General features: G+C 72.6%; 18 protein-coding genes and 1 pseudogene. 17 read left to right on the forward strand and 2 right to left on the reverse strand.

The annotated features are described in order from the left end of the window. The first annotated feature begins 1 nt into the window (after position 1). Genes AB0B76_RS08040 through dinB form a run of 4 tightly spaced genes read left to right on the forward strand, consistent with a single transcriptional unit; the run spans position 2 to position 4,726 of the window. Complete coding sequence (locus tag AB0B76_RS08040; RefSeq protein ID WP_360371230.1) at positions 2 to 1,045, forward strand: ABC transporter permease; 1,044 nt, start codon at positions 2 to 4, stop codon at positions 1,043 to 1,045. Then, complete coding sequence (locus AB0B76_RS08045) at positions 1,042 to 2,055, forward strand: ABC transporter ATP-binding protein (RefSeq protein ID WP_360371233.1); 1,014 nt, start codon at positions 1,042 to 1,044, stop codon at positions 2,053 to 2,055. Before AB0B76_RS08040 ends, AB0B76_RS08045 begins: the two co-directional genes overlap by 4 nt. A gap of 45 nt (positions 2,056 to 2,100) precedes the next feature. After that, complete coding sequence (locus AB0B76_RS08050) at positions 2,101 to 3,495, forward strand: GH1 family beta-glucosidase (protein ID WP_360371236.1); 1,395 nt, start codon at positions 2,101 to 2,103, stop codon at positions 3,493 to 3,495. Positions 3,496 to 3,535: 40 nt separating this feature from the next. Next, positions 3,536 to 4,726 carry a DNA polymerase IV gene (gene dinB, locus AB0B76_RS08055; RefSeq protein ID WP_360371238.1) on the forward strand — a complete coding sequence of 397 codons (1,191 nt, stop codon included), beginning with the start codon at positions 3,536 to 3,538 and terminating at the stop codon, positions 4,724 to 4,726. A gap of 472 nt (positions 4,727 to 5,198) precedes the next feature. On the opposite strand, the gene AB0B76_RS08060 is transcribed toward dinB, so the two are convergent. Then, on the reverse strand, positions 5,199 to 5,615 hold the full coding sequence (locus AB0B76_RS08060) for a hypothetical protein (RefSeq protein WP_360371241.1): 417 nt from the start codon (positions 5,613 to 5,615) through the stop codon (positions 5,199 to 5,201). Positions 5,616 to 5,676: 61 nt separating this feature from the next. Continuing rightward, positions 5,677 to 7,050, reverse strand: coding sequence for a lysine 2,3-aminomutase (locus AB0B76_RS08065; protein ID WP_360371663.1), 1,374 nt, complete (start codon positions 7,048 to 7,050; stop codon positions 5,677 to 5,679). 354 nt (positions 7,051 to 7,404) lie between these two features. Here AB0B76_RS08065 and AB0B76_RS08070 point away from each other — a divergent pair. The 13 genes and pseudogenes from AB0B76_RS08070 to AB0B76_RS08130 form a co-directional block, all read left to right on the forward strand. Then, a pseudogene (locus tag AB0B76_RS08070) lies at positions 7,405 to 7,512 on the forward strand (ATP-binding protein); the annotation flags it as partial. Positions 7,513 to 7,579: 67 nt separating this feature from the next. Beyond that, positions 7,580 to 8,584, forward strand: coding sequence for a hypothetical protein (locus tag AB0B76_RS08075; RefSeq protein ID WP_360371244.1), 1,005 nt, complete (start codon positions 7,580 to 7,582; stop codon positions 8,582 to 8,584). Next, positions 8,581 to 10,092, forward strand: coding sequence for an amidohydrolase family protein (locus AB0B76_RS08080; RefSeq protein ID WP_360371247.1), 1,512 nt, complete (start codon positions 8,581 to 8,583; stop codon positions 10,090 to 10,092). The genes AB0B76_RS08075 and AB0B76_RS08080 overlap by 4 nt, the downstream gene beginning before the upstream one ends. A 17-nt stretch (positions 10,093 to 10,109) precedes the next feature. Then, positions 10,110 to 11,651 carry a lysine 5,6-aminomutase subunit alpha gene (locus tag AB0B76_RS08085; RefSeq protein WP_360371250.1) on the forward strand — a complete coding sequence of 514 codons (1,542 nt, stop codon included), beginning with the start codon at positions 10,110 to 10,112 and terminating at the stop codon, positions 11,649 to 11,651. A 32-nt stretch (positions 11,652 to 11,683) separates the two neighbouring features. After that, a complete protein-coding gene (locus AB0B76_RS08090) occupies positions 11,684 to 12,376 on the forward strand; it encodes an OAM dimerization domain-containing protein (protein ID WP_360371666.1) in 693 nt (230 codons plus the stop codon). Position 12,377: 1 nt separating this feature from the next. Beyond that, a complete protein-coding gene (locus AB0B76_RS08095) occupies positions 12,378 to 12,758 on the forward strand; it encodes a hotdog domain-containing protein (RefSeq protein ID WP_360371252.1) in 381 nt (126 codons plus the stop codon). Then, complete coding sequence (locus tag AB0B76_RS08100) at positions 12,755 to 13,957, forward strand: glutamate mutase L (RefSeq protein WP_360371254.1); 1,203 nt, start codon at positions 12,755 to 12,757, stop codon at positions 13,955 to 13,957. The genes AB0B76_RS08095 and AB0B76_RS08100 overlap by 4 nt, the downstream gene beginning before the upstream one ends. 846 nt (positions 13,958 to 14,803) lie before the next feature. Beyond that, complete coding sequence (lnt, locus tag AB0B76_RS08105; RefSeq protein ID WP_360371257.1) at positions 14,804 to 16,471, forward strand: apolipoprotein N-acyltransferase; 1,668 nt, start codon at positions 14,804 to 14,806, stop codon at positions 16,469 to 16,471. Next, positions 16,468 to 17,271: a polyprenol monophosphomannose synthase gene (locus tag AB0B76_RS08110; protein WP_360371260.1), complete on the forward strand. Its 804-nt coding sequence runs from the start codon at positions 16,468 to 16,470 to the stop codon at positions 17,269 to 17,271. The genes lnt and AB0B76_RS08110 overlap by 4 nt, the downstream gene beginning before the upstream one ends. 16 nt (positions 17,272 to 17,287) lie before the next feature. Then, complete coding sequence (locus AB0B76_RS08115) at positions 17,288 to 17,794, forward strand: FxsA family protein (protein WP_360371263.1); 507 nt, start codon at positions 17,288 to 17,290, stop codon at positions 17,792 to 17,794. Beyond that, positions 17,791 to 18,420 carry a uridine kinase gene (locus tag AB0B76_RS08120; RefSeq protein WP_360371266.1) on the forward strand — a complete coding sequence of 210 codons (630 nt, stop codon included), beginning with the start codon at positions 17,791 to 17,793 and terminating at the stop codon, positions 18,418 to 18,420. Before AB0B76_RS08115 ends, AB0B76_RS08120 begins: the two co-directional genes overlap by 4 nt. A gap of 65 nt (positions 18,421 to 18,485) precedes the next feature. Next, positions 18,486 to 19,043, forward strand: coding sequence for a hypothetical protein (locus AB0B76_RS08125; RefSeq protein WP_360371269.1), 558 nt, complete (start codon positions 18,486 to 18,488; stop codon positions 19,041 to 19,043). Positions 19,044 to 19,099: 56 nt separating this feature from the next. Then, a complete protein-coding gene (locus AB0B76_RS08130) occupies positions 19,100 to 19,570 on the forward strand; it encodes a GNAT family N-acetyltransferase (RefSeq protein WP_360371272.1) in 471 nt (156 codons plus the stop codon). Positions 19,571 to 19,863: the final 293 nt, after the last annotated feature.

The raw sequence follows: 19,863 nt of genomic DNA on the forward strand, positions 1-19,863 counted from the left end.
CATGACCGTCACGCCCTCCAGCATCGAGCAGGTCATCCCCGGCCAGGGCGCCATGGCGCAGCCGGACCCCGCGGTGGCCAAGAAGGCCAAGCGCCGGCGGTTCCGCTTCATCGCCAACGGCAAGGCCGCCACCGGCCTGTTCATCCTCGGCATCTACGTGCTGTTCGCGATCATCGGCCCCTGGGTCGCGCCGTACGACCCGGACAAGATCACCTCGGACGCGGTCCAGGCGCCGTCGGCCAAGCACTGGTTCGGCACCACGCACCTCGGCCAGGACATCTTCAGCCAGATCCTGGCCGGCACGCGCAGTGTCGTGTTCGTCGGCGCGGTCGCCGGGATCGTCGCCACGGTCCTGTCGATCCTCGTCGGCGTCACCGCCGGCTACCTCGGCGGCATCGCCGACGAGATCCTCTCGGTGCTGTCCAACGTGTTCCTGGTGATCCCCGGCCTGCTGCTGGTCATCATCATCTGCACCTCGCTGCCGCACGTGAACGACCTCACCGTGGCGCTGGTGATCGGCCTGACCAGCTGGTCGTGGGGGTCACGGGTACTACGGGCCCAGACACTGTCGCTGCGCCGCCGCGACTACGTCGACGCGGCCCGGGCCACCGGCGAGAAGACCTGGCGGATCATCTTCTTCGAGATCCTGCCCAACCTGACCGCGATCATCGCCTCCGGCTTCGTCGGCACCGTCATCTTCGCGGTGCTCTCGGAGATCACGCTCGCGTTCATCGGCATCTCCTCGGTGTCGTCCTGGAACTGGGGCACCATCCTGTTCTGGGCCCAGGGCCAGCAGGCCCTCGCCCAGGGCGCCTGGTGGTGGTTCGTCCCCGCCGGCCTGGCCATCGCCATCCTCGGCACGGCGCTGAGCCTGGTGAACTTCGGCATCGACGAGTTCGTCAGCCCGCGCCTGCGCACCTCCGGCCAGGGCCCGAAGCGCACCAGCACCGGTGAGCGGGTCCGGATGCGGGTCGGCTTCACCCCCGTCGTGCGCCCCGTCGAGCCGGCCGGGAACATCGAGATGAGGGACGGAACCAAGCGATGACCCAGGTCCTCACCCGGCCGCTGCTGGAGATCAAGAACCTCAACGTCGACTACGGCCTCGGCGAAGACGCGGTCCACGCGGTCCGCGAGGTCAGCCTCACCATCCACCGCGGCGAGGTCGTCGGCCTCGCCGGGGAGAGCGGCAGCGGCAAGTCGACGCTGGCCTACGGCGTCACCCGGCTGCTGCCGCCGCCCGGCGTGGTCTCCGGCGGCACCGTCACGTACCACCCGCCGTCGGGCGACCCGTACGACGTGCTCTCCCTGTCCCACGCCGAGCTGCGCAAGTTCCGGTGGGCCGAGACATCGATCGTGTTCCAGGGCGCGATGAACTCGCTCAACCCGGTACACAAGATCGACATCCAGATGATGGACGCGATCAAGGCGCACGAGCCGAAGCTGTCGCGCACCGCCCGCCTGGACCGGGCCAAGGAGATGCTGCGGCTGGTCGGCATCGCCGAGGACCGCATGGAGGCGTACCCGCACCAGCTCTCCGGCGGCATGCGCCAGCGCGTCATGATCGGCATGGCCCTGGCCCTGCAGCCGCAGCTGGTCATCATGGACGAGCCGACGACCGCCCTCGACGTGGTCATGCAGCGGCAGATCCTCGGCCAGCTCGTCGAGCTGCGCGAGCGGCTGGGCTTCTCGGTGCTGTTCATCACCCACGACCTGTCGCTGCTGGTGGAGTTCAGCGACCGGATCGCGATCATGTACGGCGGGCGGATCGTCGAGGAGGCCCCGTCGGCCGACATCTACCGCGAGCCGCTGCACCCGTACAGCACCGGCCTGCTGCGCTCGTTCCCCGCCCTGCGCGGCGAGCGGCGCGAGCTGGCGGGCATCCCCGGCTCCCCGCCGGACCTGCGCGGCATGCCGCCGGGCTGCTCGTTCCACCCGCGCTGCCCGAAGCGGTTCGAGCCGTGCGACAAGGTGGTCCCGATCCTGGGCAAGCCCGACGACCACGTCGGAGCGGCCCGCTCGGTGGCTTGTCACCTGCACCCGGTCACCGCCGGTTAGCGGGGGACCCGCCCTACCCCATTCGCTGAACAACCCAGGAGAACCATGGACACGACCGCGACACCCCTCGATCGAGCCAACCCGATCGCCACGCTTCCGCCCTCGTTCCGCTGGGGCGTGGCGACCTCGGCCTACCAGATCGAGGGCGCGGTCGACGAGGGCGGACGCACCCGGTCCATCTGGGACACGTTCTGCGAGGTGCCCGACGCGATCGACAAGGGCGACACCGGCGAGGTGGCCTGCGACCACTACCACCGCATGCCGCAGGACGTCGCGCTCATCCGCGACCTCGGCGTCGACCTGTACCGCTTCTCCGTGGCCTGGCCGCGCGTCCAGCCGCGCGGCCGGGGCCCGGTGAACCCCGAGGGCATCGGCTTCTACGACCGGCTCACCGACGAACTGCTGGCCAACGGCGTCACCCCGTGGGTCACGCTGTACCACTGGGACCTGCCGCAGGAGCTCGAGGACGCCGGCGGCTGGCCCAACCGCGACACCGCGTACCGCTTCGCCGACTACAGCATGATGGTCTTCGACGCGCTGCAGGACCGGATCACCACCTGGACCACGCTGAACGAGCCGTGGTGCTCGGCGATGCTCGGCTACGCCTACGGCGCGCACGCCCCGGGCCGGCGGGACTTCGCCGCGAGCATGGCGGCGGTACACCACCTGCTGCTCGGCCACGGCCTGGCCACCCAGCGGATGCGGGAGGCCTCCGACGGCCGCCACGAGTTCGGCATCACGCTGAACATGGGGGTGTCGACGCCGCAGACGGACTCCGCGGCCGACCGCGACGCCGCCCGCCGCGCCGACGCGCTCGGCACCCGCATCTACCTCGACCCGCTCGTGCACGGCCGCTACCCGGCCGACCTCGTCGACGACCTGGCCCGCCGCGGCATCACCCTGCCGGTGCAGGACGGCGACCTCGAGGTCATCAAGACCCCGATCGAGGTGCTCGGCGTCAACTACTACTTCTCCGAGACGGTCTCCGGCGTCGACGAGGACGGCAACGACACCGACGTCGACGGGCTGCCGGTGAGCCGGGTCATCCCGACCGGCCGGCCGATCACGGCGATGGGCTGGGAGATCGTCCCCGAGGGCTTCACGCAGCTGCTGGTGCGGCTGTACACCGACTACCGGCTGCCGATCTTCGTGACCGAGAACGGCTCCGCGTTCGCCGACGTGCCCGACGAGACCGGCTACGTCGACGACGCCGACCGCGTCGCCTACTTCGACTCGCACATCGGCGCGGTCGCGCTGGCCCGCCAGCAGGGCGCCGACATCCGCGGGTACTTCGCGTGGTCGCTCATGGACAACTTCGAGTGGGCGTACGGCTACGACAAGCGGTTCGGCATCGTCCGCGTCGACTACGACACGCAGGAGCGCACCCCGAAGCGCTCGGCGCACTGGTACCGCGACACGATCCGGGCCCTTCGCGCCTGACATATTCCCTGGTGGCCCCGTCCTGTGCGAACATATGTTCGTGTCGGACGGGGCTACGATCCTGCACGCCGACCTCGACGCGTTCTACGCCTCCGTCGAGCAGCGTGACGACCCCCGCCTGCGCGGACGCCCGGTGATCGTCGGCGGCGGCGTGGTCCTGGCGTGCAGCTACGAGGCGAAACGGCGCGGCGTGCGCACGGCGATGGGCGGGCGGCAGGCGCGCGCGATCTGTCCGGAGGCGATCGTGGTACCGCCGCGGATGGGCGCCTACTCGCAGGCCTCCAAGGACGTCTTCGCGATCTTCCGCGACACCACCCCGGTCGTCGAGGGCCTCTCCATCGACGAGGCGTTCCTGGACGTCGGCGGGCTGTACCGCATCGCCGGCGCGCCGATGGGCATCGCCGCGCGGCTGCGGGACCGGGTCCGCGCCGAGGTCGGCCTGGCCATCACCGTCGGCGTGGCCCGCACCAAGTTCCTGGCCAAGGTGGCCAGCGGCGTCGCCAAGCCCGACGGGCTGCTGCTCGTGCCGCCCGCCGACGAGCTCACGTTCCTGCACAAGCTCCCCGTGGAACGACTGTGGGGTGTCGGTACCGTGACCGCCGCCAAACTCCACGCACACCATGTGACGACGGTCGGGCAGGTCGCCCGGCTCGGCGAGGCCACGCTGGTGTCGATGCTCGGCGGGGGCACCGGCCGGCACCTGCACGCCCTGGCCCACAACCGGGACCCGCGGCCGGTCGTGGTGGGCCGCCGGCGGCGCTCGGTCGGCGCCCAGCGGGCCCTGGGCCGCGGCCCCCATCCGGACGCGTTCCAGCAGGCCGTCCTGGCCGAGCTCGCCGACCGGGTGACCCGGCGGATGCGGGCGGCCGGGCGGGCCGGGCGCACCGTGGTGCTGCGGCTGCGCTTCGCCGACTTCACGCGCGTGACCCGCTCGCACACCCTGCCCCGGGCGACCTCGCACACCCAGACGATCCTGGACGCGGTCCTGCGCCTGCACGCCGCGGCCGTGTCCGACATCGCCAACCGCGGCCTGACCCTGGTCGGCATAGCCGTGTCGAACCTCGACGGCGACGGCTCGGCCCAGCTCGAGCTGCCGTTCGACGTGACCTCCGGCGACGAGCTGGACACGGCGATGGACAAGGTCCGCGACCGGTTCGGCTCGGCCGCCCTGACCCGGGCGTCGCTGCTGGGCCGCCGGCAAGGCCCGACGGTACCGCTGCTGCCCGACTAAGATCCCCGACCCCTGCGCCACCCCGCGCGGGCTGCTGCCGAGCGGCGCCTTCCCGCGCTGACTCTGATCCTAGTGTCCTAGGATGCCCTACGCGCGCGGCGCTCTTCGCCGGGCGAATACTGGATTGTTGGATTACCGGTAATCGTAATTGCGGTAATCCAGGGACCGGGTGGCTTGGCTTCGGCTTCGAGCCGGCCGGCGAAGCCAGGCCGGGACTGCGAGTCGCCGCAGACAACGACTCGGTCACGGCCACCGATGGGGCTCCTGCGCCAAGCGCGGCCAACCGTCCCGGCCAGCGCGACCGCGGCCGCGATTGCTACCGCGCGCCCGAGGTGACCTGCGGTTATGTCTAATCCTAGCATCCTAGGAAGCCTTAGGGGACGTGGCTACGCCACGCCTGAAAAGCAAGTACCTAGCCGCTGCGCGGCTGACTTAGGTTTTTCGGTTTCGCGGCGTCGGCTGCCTGCGGTGCCTAGGTGGCCTTGGGCGCGGTCGACTGCTGTACCTGGGACTGGCAGGCCACGACGGCGTCCAGGTGCCAGCCGAGGGCCTTGTCGGCGCGGAACGTCAGCACGGCGACGGTCTGGGCCTTGGTGTCGAAGCCGATGTCGATGCGGTCGTCGCTGTTGAAGAGGCGGCGTTTGCCCGCGACGAGGTCGGGGTTGCGGGCGTTGGCCCAGGCGTCGGCGAGGTCGTCAGGGGTGCGGGTTTCGCGGCTCGTGGGGGGTGCGGTCGCCTGGGCGCCGGCGATCTGGGTGCCGCGGGCGCAGCGCAGCTGGGCGGCTGGGTCGAAGCGGGCGGCGTCGCGGTCGCCGGCCCAGTTGGCGTACGTCAGGAGCGCCGCGGCGGCGATGGCGATGCCCAGGAGGCGGAGGGTTTTGCGGCGCACTTTCTCAGGGTGCGCCTTCCGGGGCGGGGTCGGCGGGGGTTTTGCCGCAGGTGGTGGGGGGTCAGGCGGTGTGCTCTTCCTTGCGCCACCAGTCGGCGCCGGTCTGGGGGAGGGTGTCGATCGGGTCGTAGTAGGGGTAGGTGCGGTCGAGCTGGGTTTCGTCGTCCTCGATGCTGGTGCGGTAGTTCTTGGTCCAGTAGCTGATGCCGCGTTCGCGGTCGTATTCGGTGACCATGTGGACCCAGCGTTTGCCGACGAAGGGGACGTCGCAGACGATGCGCGGGGTGGCGTAGCCGGGCAGGTAGCCCATGATGTCGTGCTGGAGTTGCTGGGCCTGCCAGACGGCGACGCGCCAGTGTTCGGCGTTGGGGATCATGTCGCACATGTAGAAGTAGTAGGGCAGGATGCCGGCTTCGCCCTGGAGGCCGAAGCAGAGGTCGAGGAGGTCTTCGGCGGTGGCGTTGACGCCGCGGAGGAGGACGCCCTGGTTGCGTACATCGCGGACGCCGACTTCGAGGGCGGTGTGGGCGGCCTTGGCGACGAGGGGGGTGAGGGATTGGGCGTGGTTGACGTGGGTGTGGATGGCGAGGTTGACGCCGCGGCGGGCAGCGGTGCGGGCGACGCGTTCGAGGCCTTCGACGACTGTGGGTTGCAGCCAGTGCTGGGGGAGTCCGGCGAGGGCTTTGGTGGCGAGGCGGATGTCGCGGATGGTGTCGATGCCGAGCAGTGACATGAGGAAGGTTTCGAGCTGGTGCCAGGGGAGGTTGGCGACGTCGCCGCCGGAGACGACGACGTCTCGGACGCCGGGGTGGGTGCGGAGGTAGTCGAGCATGGCGGTGTGGCGGTCGGCGGGTTTGGCGGCGAGTTTGAGTTTGGTGACGGTGGGGGTGTTGTTGCCGACGAGGTCCATGCGGGTGCAGTGGCCGCAGTACTGGGGGCAGGTGGGGAGGAGTTCGGCGAGGACTTTGGTGGGGTAGCGGTGGGTGAGGCCTTCGGCGACCCACATGTCGTGTTCGTGGAGGGAGTCGCGGGTGGCGTAGGGGTGTGAGGGGAAGTCGGGGTGGCGGTCGGTGGCGATGGGGAGCATGTAGCGGCGGATGGGGTCGTTGCGGAGGGTGTCGTCGGTGGGTGGGGTGTCGGGGCTCATGGTGTTGATCATTTGGGGTGGGATGAGCATCGACATGGTGGCGTGGTTGGCCTGGTCGGTGGCGAGGTCGTCGTAGAAGGCGTCGGTGACGGTGGTGCCGAGGACGGCGCGGAGCTGGGGGATGGTTTTGATGCAGTGGGCGCGTTGCCATTGGGCGCTTTCCCATTGGTCGCGGGTGATGGTGGCCCAGCCTGGGTAGCGGCGCCAGTCGGGCTCGGTGAGTGCTTGGCGCTGGTAGGCGTATGGCTGCACGGTCCCGCTCCTCAAGGTTTTGTGTCTTGATGGCAGATTATCGGGAAATTCTTCGGCAGGCGATCCCTGTTGCGGAAGGTTTATTGGCTGGCGCCTGACCGGGCGAGTTTGTGATCTTGCGACCCGACGGGGCATGCAGCGTCATGCATACGGTTCGGGGCGACGCGATGATGACCGTGCCGCTGGTCGTGCTCCTGGCGTGGTGGCTGTTCGCGGTGAGTATCAGGCTGCCGTCCGCGCTGGATCTGCGCGGCACGTCCACGATCGCCGGCCGGGTCGGTGAGCCGGCGGAGACGATGCTGTCGGCGTTGCAGTCCGAGCGGCAGCTGACGGGGCGTATCTGGCGTCGGGGCGTAAGAGCGGCCAGGCGCAGGTGGTGCAGGCGCGGCACTGGATGGGCGGGTGCCGCTGTTGTTGTGTGATGCCCGGGATCGGGAGTCGTCGAAGGCGGTGTTGATCGGGCTGGTGGAGCATGTCCTCATCCTGGCCCGGTCTTGAAAAATATCCTGTGTTCGCGTTACTGTGCCGGAAAATCTTCGGTCAACGGTGGGGTGGTGCGGGAAAAGTGGGTTCGCCGATCGGGTTGCATCGGGTTCTGGCCCCGGCCGGAGTGCTGCCGCAGGCCGCGGAGCGCCTCGACGCGTCCCCGGTGGTCGGGGCCGACGAGGTGCGGGTGCGGGTCGAGCGGCTCAACCTCGACGCCGCCTCGTACCGGCAGCTGGCCGGGGCGCACGGCGGGGACGGGCCGGCGATCCGGGCCGCGGTCGCCGGGATCATCGCGGCGCGGGGCAAGATGCACAACCCGGTGACCGGGTCGGGCGGGATGCTCATCGGTGTCGTCGAGGAGGCCGGGCCGGACTCGCCGCTGGGCCTGCGGCCGGGGGACCGGGTCGCGACGCTGGTGTCGCTGACGCTGACGCCGCTGCAGGTGTACGACGGGCTGGCCCGGTGGGACGGCCTCGGCGAGCAGGTGCCGTGCGACGGGCATGCGATCCTGTTCGCCCGGTCGGTGGCGGCGGTGCTGCCCGCCGACCTGGAGCCGGAGCTGGCCCTGGCGGTGCTGGACGTGTGCGGGGCGCCGGCGCTGGTGCGGCGGCACCTGGCCGACCGGGTCCTGGTGCTGGGCGCGGCGGGGAAGTCGGGGAGTCTCGCCCTGGCCGCCGCCCGCGGCCGGCACACTGTCGGGGTCGTGCGCGACGAGCGGGAACGGGCCGCGCTCGAGGAGTCGGGCCTGGCCGGTGAGGTGGTGGTCGCGGACGCCCGCGACGCGGTGGGCCTGCCCGCGGCGGTCGGTGCGCCCGCGGACCTGACCGTGGTGTGTGTCGACGTGCCCGGCTGTGAGCACGCGGCGATCCTGGCGACCCGGCCCGGCGGTACCGTCATCTTCTTCTCCATGGCCACGTCGTTCCCGGCCGCGGCGCTGGGCGCGGAGGGGCTCGCGGCGGACGTGACGATGCTGATCGGCAACGGCTACGTGCCCGGCCACGCCGAGTACGCGATCGGGCTGCTGCGGTCCGAGCCGACGCTGCGGCGGCTGTTCCGGGCGCGGTTGGCAGACTTGGCGGTATGAGAACCCTCTTCCGCGGTGGCCGCGTCCACACCCCGGCCGACCCCTCCGCGACCGCGCTGCTCACCGACGGCGACCGGATCGCGTGGCTCGGCCCCGACGCGGACGCCCCGGCCGGCGCGGACCGGGTCGTGGACCTGGCCGGGGCCCTGGTGACGCCGGCGTTCGTCGACGCGCACGTGCACACCACCGCGACCGGTCTCACCCGGCAGGGCCTGGACCTGGCCGGGACCCGGTCCGCGGGTGAGGTCCTGGACGCGGTCGCGGCGCACGCGGCGGCGCTGCCGGGCGACGCGGTCGTGATCGGGCACGGCTGGGACGAGTCCGGGTGGGACGACCAGACGACGCCGTCGGCCGCCGAACTGGACCGGGCCGGCGGGGGCCGGCGGGTGTATCTGTCGCGGGCGTGTGTGCACGCGGCGCTGGTGTCGTCGGCGCTGCTGTCGGCGGAGGCGAAGGCGGCGGCCGGGTACGACGACGGCGGGTGGCTGCGCCGCGACGCCCACCACGTGGTCCGGGAGGCGGCGTACGCGTCGATCGGCGCCGCGCAGACCCGCGCCGCGCAGGAGGCGGCTTTGCGGCATGCGGCGTCGCTGGGGATCGCGGCGGTGCACGAGTGCGGCGGGCCCGGCACGTCCGGGGAGGCGGACTTCACGACCGCCCTCAGGCACGGGCCCGGGTTCCCGCGGGTGTTCGGGCTGTGGGGCGAGGCGGGGGCGGCGGCGGCGGCGAAGGCGCGGGAGCTGGGGGCGCGGGGCGCGGCCGGGGACCTGTACGCCGACGGGGCCCTCGGTGCCCGCACGGCGCACCTCGGCGCCGCGTACCTCGACGACGGCGACGGCGGGTGCGGGCACGGGTATCTGAGTGCGGAGCAGGTCGGGTCGCATCTGGCCGGCTGCGCGGAGCACGGGGTGCAGGGCGGTTTCCATGCCATCGGGGATGCCGCGATCGGTACCGTCCTGGCCGGGTTCGGGCTCGCCGCGGCGACGGTCGGGGTGGAGCGGCTGCGGGCCGGCCGGCACCGTATCGAACACGCGGAGCTGCTGGACAAGGCGGCGATCGCGAAGTTCGTCGAGTACGGGATCGTCGCGTCGGTGCAGCCGGCGTTCGACCGGCTGTGGGGCGGGGAGCATGGCATGTACGCGCAGCGGCTCGGCCCGCAGCGGGCGGTGGCCGCGAACCCGATCGGGTCGATGGCCGGCGTCGGGGTGCTGCTGGCGTTCGGGTCGGACAGCCCGGTGACGCCGCTGGACCCGTGGGGGTCGTGCCGGGCGGCGATGCGGCACCACAATCCGGTGCAGCGGATCGGGGCGAAGGCCGCGTTCGCCGCGCACACCCGGGGTGGCTGGCGGGCCGTCGGCGAGGACGACGAGGGGGTCCTGAACCCGGGCGGGACGGCGACGTTCACCGTGTGGGACACGAATTTGCCGCTGACCGCCGTCCTCGGCGGTGAGCAGACGCCCGCGGCGCGCACGACGGTGCTCGCGGGTACCGACATCTGGAATCTTTGACCCCGAAGGAGGCGCCGGTGGCGGGGAAACTCGGCCTGGACCCGGCGACGGTCGCTCACGCGCGGCGGCTCGCCGCGGCGGCGGGCCGGCCCGTCGTCGATCTGGCCCGGACCCACACGACGGTCGCGGTGGAGCGGGCGACGCTGCGGCTGGCCGGGATCGGCGGCGCCGACCCGGACGGGATCCCGTGGGTGAACCGGCTCGTCGACGCGGTCGTCGCCGACGTCGGCCTCGGTCATGGGGTGCTGCTGCCGGTGTTCGACGCGCTGGTCCGCGACGGGCACGGCGATCTGACGTTGCTGGCGCAGAAGGCGGCGGCCGGCAGTGTCCGGTTCGAGGTGCCTTCGTCGCGGCGGGCGCGGCGGCCGGCGACGGCGGCGGTGCGGCGGGGGGTCGCCCGGATCGACCGGCGGCGGCGGGAACGGGAACGGCTGGTGGCGCGGCTCGGGGACCCGCCGCGGCGGCCGTGGATCTACCTGATCGTCGCGACCGGCGACATCTACGAGGACATTCCGCAGGCGCAGGCGGCGGCGCGGGCCGGCGCCGATGTCATCGCCGTGATCCGTTCCACGGGGCAGTCGCTGCTGGACTACGTGCCGGAGGGTGCGACCCGGGAAGGGTTCGCGGGCACGTATGCGACGCAGGAGAACTTCCGGCTGATGCGGGCCGCGCTGGACGAGACGTCGAAGGAGGTCGGCCGGTATGTGCGGCTGACGAACTACGCGTCGGGGCTGTGCATGCCGGAGATCGCGGCCCTGGCGGGGCTGGAGCGGCTGGACATGATGCTGAACGACTCGATGTACGGGATTCTGTTCCGGGACATCAACCCGATCCGCACGTTCGTCGACCAGCGGTTCTCGCGGCAGATCCACGCCCGGGCCGGGATCATCATCAACACCGGTGAGGACAACTACCTGACGACCGCGGACGCGGTGGAGGCGGCGCACACGGTGACGGTGTCGCAGCTGCTGAACGAGTACTTCGCGGCGGAGGCGGGGCTGCAGACGTGGCAGCTCGGTCTCGGCCACGCGTTCGAGATCAACCCGGAGCTGCCGGAGTCGTTCCGGCTGGAGCTCGCGCATGCGCTGCTGGCCCGGGAGCTGTTCCCGGGGGCGCCGCTGAAGTGGATGCCGCCGACCCGGCACATGACCGGTGACGTGTTCCGCGGGAATCTCCTCGACGGGTTCTTCAACCTCGCCGGGGTCCTGACCGGGCAGGGGATCCTGCTGGTGGGGATGATGACGGAGGCGGTGGTGACGCCGTGGCTGTCGGACCGGGACATCGCGCTGCAGAACGTCGACTACGTGCTGCGGGCCGCGGGGAACCTTCACGAGGACTTCGTGCCGGGCCCGTTCATTCAAGGACGGGCGGCGGTGGTACTCGCTGAGGCGGTCGAGCTGCTGGAGCGGATCGGCGAGCAGGGGCTCCTCGACGCGATCGGCGAGGGCACGTTCGGGATCATGCGGCGGCCCGCCGACCGGGGCAAGGGCCTCGACGGGGTCGCGGCCCGGTCGGCGGACTACTGGAACCCGGCGGAGGAGTTGCTGTGCACGAGGTGATCCGGCCGTACGGGGACACCACCGGCGACGGGATGGTGCAGCTGTCGTTCACGCTGCCGCTGCCGGCCGGGAAGCGGGGCGAGGGGGCGGCGCTGCAGCTGGCCGGGAAGATGGGCGTCGACCCGGCGATGGTCGTGCACGCCCGGCCGATCGGGGAGCAGCACACGTTCTTCGTCGTCTATGGGCGGGTCGGTCATCTCGTCGAACCCGACCGGGTCGTCGTTGCCGAGCGTGACTATCCGCTGCTGTCGCCGAAGGATGTCAACGCCGCGGTCCGGGGGCGGCTGCGGCGCAAGCTCGTCGTCGTCGGGGCGTGTATCGGCACTGACGCGCATACCGTCGGGATCGACGCGATCCTCAACGTGAAGGGGATCGCCGGGGAGAAGGGTCTGGAGTACTACCGGGAGCTGCGGGTCGTGAACCTGGGCGCGCAGGTGTCGGTCGCGGACCTGGTCGAGGCGGCCGGGCAGGAGAAGGCCGACGCGGTCCTCGTCTCCCAGGTCGTCACCCAGCGTGATGCGCATCTGCAGAATGTGCGGGCGATGTCGGCGGCGTTCCGGGAGGCGTTCCCGGCCGCGCGGCGGCCGCTGCTGGTGGCCGGCGGGCCCCGGTTCGACGAGCTGATGGCGGCCGAGCTCGGCGTGGACCGGATCTTCGGCCGCGGTACGACGCCCCGGGAGGTCGCCTCCTACCTTGCCCACACCGTCACCGTTCGGAGCCGCTGAGATGAGCAGTCTGGTCGGGGTGCAGGTCACCCATCGCCGGTATGTGCCGTACGGGCATGCGCACTACGGCGGGAACCTCGTCGACGGCGCCTACAGTCTTGCCCTGTTCGGGGACGCCGCGACCGAGCTGTGTATCCGCACCGACGGCGACGAGGGCCTGTTCGCCGGGTACAGCGGTGTCACGTTCCACGCCCCGGTCCACGCCGGTGACGTCGTCGAGGTGACCGCGGTCGTGACCCGGCAGGGGAACCGGTCCCGGACCGTCGACTTCACCTGTCGTGTGACGTGCCGCGCCGACCCGGGCCGGGGCCCGTCCGCGGCCGCGGTCCTGGATCCGCCGGTCCTTGCGGTGTCGGCGACCGGGACCGTCGTCGTCCCGTGATCGCCGCGTGTGTCGACGTCGGCTCGACGGACACGAAACTCGCCGTCGTCGACACGTCCAGCGGGGCGCTGCTGCACAGCGCGTCGCATCCGACGACCCTCGGCGGTGACGTCCTGGACGGGGTCGACGTGCTGCTGCGGGCGGCCGGGCCGGTCGGGCACGTGTACTGCTGCTCGTCGGCCGGGGGTGGGCTGCGCCTCGGCGTGGTCGGGTTCGAGGCGCTGGTGTCCGCCGACGCCGCGTACCGGGTCGCGTTGAGCGCCGGGGCGCGGGTGGTGCACACCACGACCGGTCCGCTGACGGGGGACGGGGTGCGGGCGCTGCGGGCGGCCCGGCCCGACGTGCTGCTGCTGTGCGGCGGTACCGACGGCGGTGAGACGGACACGATCACCGGCAACGCGCGGCGGCTGGCCGCGGCCCGGTGGCGGGTGCCGGTCGTCGTCGCCGGGAACCGCGACACCACCGACGGCATCGTGGCGTTGCTGGCCGGGCGGGGGCTGCCGGTCGTCGCGGCCGGGAACGTGCTGCCCCGGATCGGGGTCACCGACCCCGGCCCGGCCCGGGCCGCGATCCGGGACCTGTTCATCCGGCACGTCATCGGCGGGAAACGGCTGTCGCGGGGCCCCCGGTTCGCGGGGCTGGTGTCGGCGGCGACCCCGGACGCGGTCCTGACCGGTGTCGGGGTCCTCGCCCGGGCCGCCGGCGGGGACCTGCTCGTCGTGGACGTGGGCGGGGCGACGACCGACGTGTATTCGGCCCTGCAGCCCGGTGAGACGGCTCCTGACGCGGTGGCGGGGGTGCTGGGTGAGCAGCGGACCGTGGAGGGGGATCTGGGCGTGCGGTGGAACGTGGACGGGATCGTGGCGGCCGCCGCCCGGGAACGGCTCACCGTCGGCCCGGGCCCGCTCGGCCTGGCCGCCGCCGCGGTCACGGTCGCGGTGCGCCGCCACGCCAGGGCGGGACGGGACCTGCGACACGTCGCGGTGGTTGTGGCGTCCGGCGGCGTCTTCCGGCATGCTGAACCGGCCGCCGCGCAGGCGGCGCTCGCACCGACCCTGCATGACCACGCCGGTGGCTGGGCCCTGCCTCGAGCACCCCGCACCGTCGTCGATAGCGCCTACATCCTCGCCGCCGCGGGTTTGCTGGCAACGCCGTTCCCGGCCGCTGCCGCCGCCCTCTGCGCCGGCCTCATATCGTGATGGCCCGGTCACGGGCCGTCAGCGTGTGGGTGAACCGGTCCCGACACGCCAACGCGACACGCCGCCCGGGTGAAATCCATCCGCCGGGGCGGTTGACAGGCACCCCGCGCAGCCGCGTACCGTCTTTGCGTCCTACCTCGGGAAGGATGACCGCGGTTCGCTACTCTCCAACGCCCGCCATGCCGGACGTCCTCGTCAACCGACGGGACGACCCCGAGTGCGGCGGGCGGGGGTCGGCGGGGGCTGCGAACGGGCATCCACCGGTGTAAGGGCAGGGGGGATCACGCGACCAGTAGACAACGGCACGCGCACGGGCAGCCAGCTCCGTGCCGAGCCGGAACGAAGGCCGCGCACGACGTCACTGCCGCACCGGCCGGACAGGGCCTGGGAGCGCGGGGCGCGACTCCGGTCGCGCCCCCATTTCAGCTTCCAGCCCCGGCCGCGGCCGTTCGCGCACAGCGCCGCGCGGCGCTGTCGCGCACCGGCGGCCGTGGCGCTTTCATGCAGGGCGGCCCCGGGGCGCCTTTCGCCTATCTCCCGCCCAGCGGTTGAGGAAACCGGCGGCCCGGCACCGGCGCGAACGTGTTCGTCACGAACGAGGCCGGCAGCGGGTGCGCGGCGGGGCGGGGCCGTCGGGGCTCATGGGGGTACACAGGCGAAAAATCGGACATCGGCGGACTGCACGGCTGTGCGGTGATGTGTGCAGGACATCAACGGGCGGTCACCGCGCGCCCCGAACGAGGGGTCAGCGGGCGGGATCCCGGGCCTCTCACCCCGCGATTCCACGTTCGAGCGACTTACCCCGCATAATGGGCGCCGCAAGGGCACGGTCGGACGACTCGGGGGATGGCGCAGGTGACGTTGGTCGAACCAGACTCTGCCGCCGCACCCTCGGCGCCGCCCGCCCCGCCGGTCGGGACCGGGCCCGCGCTGCCGGCGTGGGCCGCGCTGCTCGCCGCCGCGGCCGCCGGTGGCGCGATGCTCGTCGCGTTCCCGCCGTACGGGCTGTGGTGGGCCGCGCCCGCCGCCGTCGCGCTGCTCGCCGTCGCCGTGCACGGGCGGCGGATGCGCAGCGGGTTCTGGCTCGGCGCCGTCACCGGCGCGCTGTTCTTCACGCCGCTGCTGGCCTGGACCAACCTGCACACCGGCCTCGTGCCGTGGCTGCTGCTGTCGGTCCTGGAGACGCTGTACATCGGGCTCGTCGGCGCCGCCGGGGCCTGGATCAGCCCGCTGCTGCACGGCCGGCACCGCTGGAACCGCGGCGGCTGGGCGTGGCCCGTCGCCGTCGGGGCGCTGTGGGTCGCCCAGGAGGCGCTGCGGGACCGGACCCCGTTCGGCGGGTTCCCGTGGGGGCGGCTCGCGTTCAGCCAGGACACGTCGCCGCTGCTGCGGCTCGCCGCCGCCGGTGGGGCGCCGCTCGTCGGGTTCGCCGTCGCGCTCATCGGCGGCCTCGCCGGCTACGCCGTGCTGCGCGGCATCGGCGCCGGGACCGACGCGCGGCGGGCCGTGGCGCCCCTCGCGGCCGTCGTCGCCGGGTGCGCCGTGGCCGCGGCGGCCCAGGCGGTACCCCTTACCCAGCCCGGCGGCCGCAGCGTCTACGTCGCCGTCGTGCAGGGCAACGTGCCCCGGCTCGGGCTGGACTTCAACGCCCAGCGGCGGGCGGTCCTCGACAACCACGTGCGGGCCACGATCGAGCTCGGCGACCAGGTGCGGGCCGGGGCGCGGCGGCCCGACCTCGTCGTGTGGCCCGAGAACGCCAGCGACATCGACCCGCTGCGCCAGACCGACGCCGGGCTGCTCATCGACCAGGCCGCGAACGCCGTCGGCGCGCCGATCCTCGTCGGGGCCGTGCTGTACAGCCCCGAGACCGGGGTCGAGAACGCCGGGCTGGTGTTCAACCCCGGCCGGGACCTCGGCGACCCGGTGCAGAAGTACGTGAAACGGCACCCGGTGCCGTTCGCGGAGACCATGCCGCTGCGCGGCATCGCCCGGATGGTGTCGAAAGAGGTCGACCGGGTCACCGACATGACCGCCGGGACCAGCCCCGGCGTGCTGCAGGTCGGGCCGGCCACCGTCGGTGACGTCATCTGCTTCGAGGTCGCCTACGACGGGCTCGTCCGTGACACCGTCACCGGCGGCGGGCAGCTGCTGGCGGTCCAGACCAACAACGCCACGTTCGACGAGGCCGAGGCCCGCCAGCAGCTGGCGATGGTGCGGCTGCGGGCCGTCGAACACGGCCGGGACGCGCTCATGGCCTCCACCGTCGGGATCTCCGCGTTCGCGTCGCACACCGGCGCGACCAGCGGCGAGACCCGGTTCAATACGCCGGCGGTCATCCTCGCCGAGCTGCACCTCGGCACAGAACGTACGCTTGCGACAAGGCTGGGAGCGATCCCCGAGTACGTGATCGCCGCCCTCGCCGTCGCACTGCTCGCCGCCGCCCGGCTCGGGCGGCGCCGCACCACCACCGATATCAGCCACGACGCCGACCCAGGCATCAAGGAGGACCTGTGAGCACACCCGACCGAGGCGTGAACCAATACCCCGGAGTCGGCAGGGTCCTCGTCATCATCCCCACGTACAACGAGGCCGACAACATCAGGATCATCGTCGAGCGGGTCCGTAAGGCCACCCCCGCCGTCGACATCCTGATCGCCGATGACAACAGCCCCGACGGCACCGGCGCCATCGCCGACGAGCTCGCCGCCGACGACCCGGCCGTGCAGGTCATGCACCGGGCCGGCAAGCAGGGCCTCGGCGCCGCGTACATCGCCGGGTTCCACTGGGGCACCGAACGCGGCTACGACGCCGTGGTGGAGATGGACGCCGACGGGTCCCACGCGCCGGAGGAGCTGCCGAAGCTGCTCGACGCGCTCGCCGACAACGACGTGGTCCTCGGCTCCCGGTACGTCAGGGGCGGCAAGACCGTCAACTGGCCGTTCCACCGGCAGGCGATCTCGCGGACCGGCAACGTGTACGTGCGCCTCGCGCTCGGCATGCCGCTGCGCGACGCGACCGGCGGCTACCGGGCGTACCGCACCCCGGTCCTCGGCAAGATCGACCTGGAGACGATCGCGTCCCACGGGTACTGCTTCCAGGTCGACCTCGCGTGGCGTTCCCACAAGGACGGGTTCCGGGTCGCCGAGGTGCCGATCACGTTCACCGAACGCGAACGCGGCCAGTCGAAGATGAGCTCCTCGATCGTTCGTGAGGCACTGTGGAAGGTGACGGTGTGGGGCACCGCCGCGCGCTGGAACGCCCTGAAGCGGGTCGTCGCCGGGAACGGGCCGGCCAAGGGCGGCCAGGGGCGCTGAGGAGAGGACGGGGCAGATGCGAGGGCTCGGCTGGGCGGCAATCGGCGCGTTCCTGCTGGTGATCGCCGAGATCACCGTGTTCGTGCTGGTCGCTCAGGCGATCGGCTGGGGCTGGGCCGTGGTCATCGGCCTGGCCACCATGGCCCTCGGGTTCATGCTGGTCAAACGCGAGGGCGTCCGGGCGTGGCGGCGGTTCCGGGGCGCCCTCGGCGAGGGCCGGCCCGCCGGCGGTGAGGTCTCCGACGGCCTCACCGGCCTCATCGGCGCCCTGCTGCTCATCGTGCCCGGCTTCCTCACCGACGCCGCCGGGCTGCTGCTGCTCGCCCCGCCGGTCCGCGCGTTCGCGGGCCGGCAGGTCCGCCGCGTCGCCGAACGGCGGATCTCCCCGGCCGCCGCCGGTGACCTGTTCGGGCCGCGGGTCGTACGCGCCGAACGCGGCCCCGTCACCCCGCCGCCCACGCCGGCGTCCGGTGACGTCGTCGAGGGCGAGGTCGTCGAGGGCGAGGTCATCGACCCGCGGTGAAGGCGACCCCGGTCACCGTCGCGGCCCTCGCCGCCGACGCCGCCGAACGGGCCCGCGCCGCCGCCGGAGCCCACCCGGCCCGGGTCGCCGTCGACGGGGCCGCCACCGCAGGGGTCCACGACCTGGCCGAAGCATTGGCGGCGGTACTGCACGAAGCCGGCGTGTTCGCCCTGCACGTGCCCGCCGGCGGGTTCCTGCGCGCGGCGTCCCTGCGCCTCGAACGGGGCCGGACCAACCCCGACGCCTACTACGAGGACTGGCTCGACCTGCGCGCCCTCACCCGCGAGGTCCTCGGCCCCGCCGGGCCGGGCGGGACCGGCCGGGTCCTGCCGTCACTGTGGGACCCCGGCACCGACCGGGCCACCCGCGCCCGCTACACGCAGGTGCCCCCGCACGGCGTCGTGATCGTCTCCGGCGTGTTCCTGCTGGGCGCCGGCCTGGATTTCGATGTGTCGGTACATCTGCTGCAGAGCGACGCCGCCCTCGCCCGGCGGCTGCCGGCGGACCTCGCCTGGACCCTGCCCGCCTACGGGCGCTACCGCGACGAGGTCATGCCCGAGTACCAGGCCGATCTGGTCGCCCGCGCCGACGACCCGCACCATCCGGCCCTCGTGACCGCGTTCTGACCTGCGGGTTCGGCTGTGCGCGGACGGGCCTGGCGGCGCCGCGATCACCGGCTACCGTCGGAGACGTGAAGACGTTCTGGGTCGACCGTGACCACGACCGGTACGAGAGCCTCGTCCGCTCCGCCCCGACCGCCTTCGCCCACAGCCTCGGCGACATCGCCCCCGTCGCGTTCGCCTGCACCGCCTGGACGTTCGCCACCCCGCCGCTGCTGGACCCCGGCTACGTGCGCTGGCACCGGCGGGTCCTGTCCGCGACCTGCGGCCGCAACCCGTTCGACGGTGGCCTCACCGCCCGTGTCGAGCTCGTCTCCCCGCTGCCGGCCGAGCTCACCACCACCCGCGCCTGGTGGCGCGACCGCGGCTGGCGGGGCTGGCCCGAACTGTTCGGCCAGTTCGTCCAGCCCGGCGACCGGGACCTCAGCCGGTATCCGCACCTGCGCACCACCCTGCTCATCGAGGCGCCCCTGCCCCTCGACGGCCTGCCGGAGGCACCGGAGCCCGACGCCCGCCCCGACGACGTCGTGGCCACCGCGGCGCGGGCCGTCACCGTCCTCGTGCGGGACCTCACCGACCTCGTCGGCCCCGTCGTGCAGCAGCTGGACACCGACCGCGCCATCACCTGATTGCGGGCGTCGAATCCCTCTTGCCCTTCCCCGGGCGAATTGGGAAGGTTCCTCCCGTGGAGGTACGCCCACTCACCCGCGACGAATGGCAGCTGAAACGCGACCTGCGGCTGCGCGCCCTGAAGGACAGCCCGCACGCGTTCGCCAGCACGTACGCGCGCGAGGCGAGACGCAGCGAGGCCGACTGGCGCACCTGGCCCGCGGGTGGCGCGTTCTTCGCCGCGTTCGCCGGGCCGGCTCTCCCGCTGGGGATCGCCGGGGCGTGGGTCGCGGCCGCGGACCCGGCCACGACGCATCTGATCAGCATGTGGGTGGAGCCTGCCGCCCGGGGCCGGGGGATCGCCACCCACCTCGCCGACGCTGTCACCGGCTGGGCCCGCGACCGGGGGCATGACACCGTCGAGCTCGAGCTCGCCTGCGGGAACACGGCCGCGTTGAACGCCTACCTGCGGTGCGGCTTCACGCCGACGGACCGGGAGCCGTTCACCGTCGGCGGCACTGTGCTCGTCCGCGCCGTGAAGCCCTGAGCGCCGTTCTTCTGTGCCGCGCACCCTCCCCGGCCATGCGCACGGGTGGATATTTCGGCTCTAACGAATCGCGCTACTTGGCGTTACCGGATGGCTACACGTCCGTCAGCCTTTGGCTGAGACGGCAACTGGAACGGTCACGACCACGTCCGTACCTGGATCGCCGGCCGCTACGACAGCCGGAAGACGTGTGAGTTCTTCGCCTGGGTCGGCGAGCACCGCGGCCGCTTCGACGACGGCCGGTGCGTCCCGGCGTTCAACCGCGGCCACCACTCCTGGCTGCTGATCGCCCG

Source organism: Dactylosporangium sp. NPDC049140 (assembly GCF_040648435.1).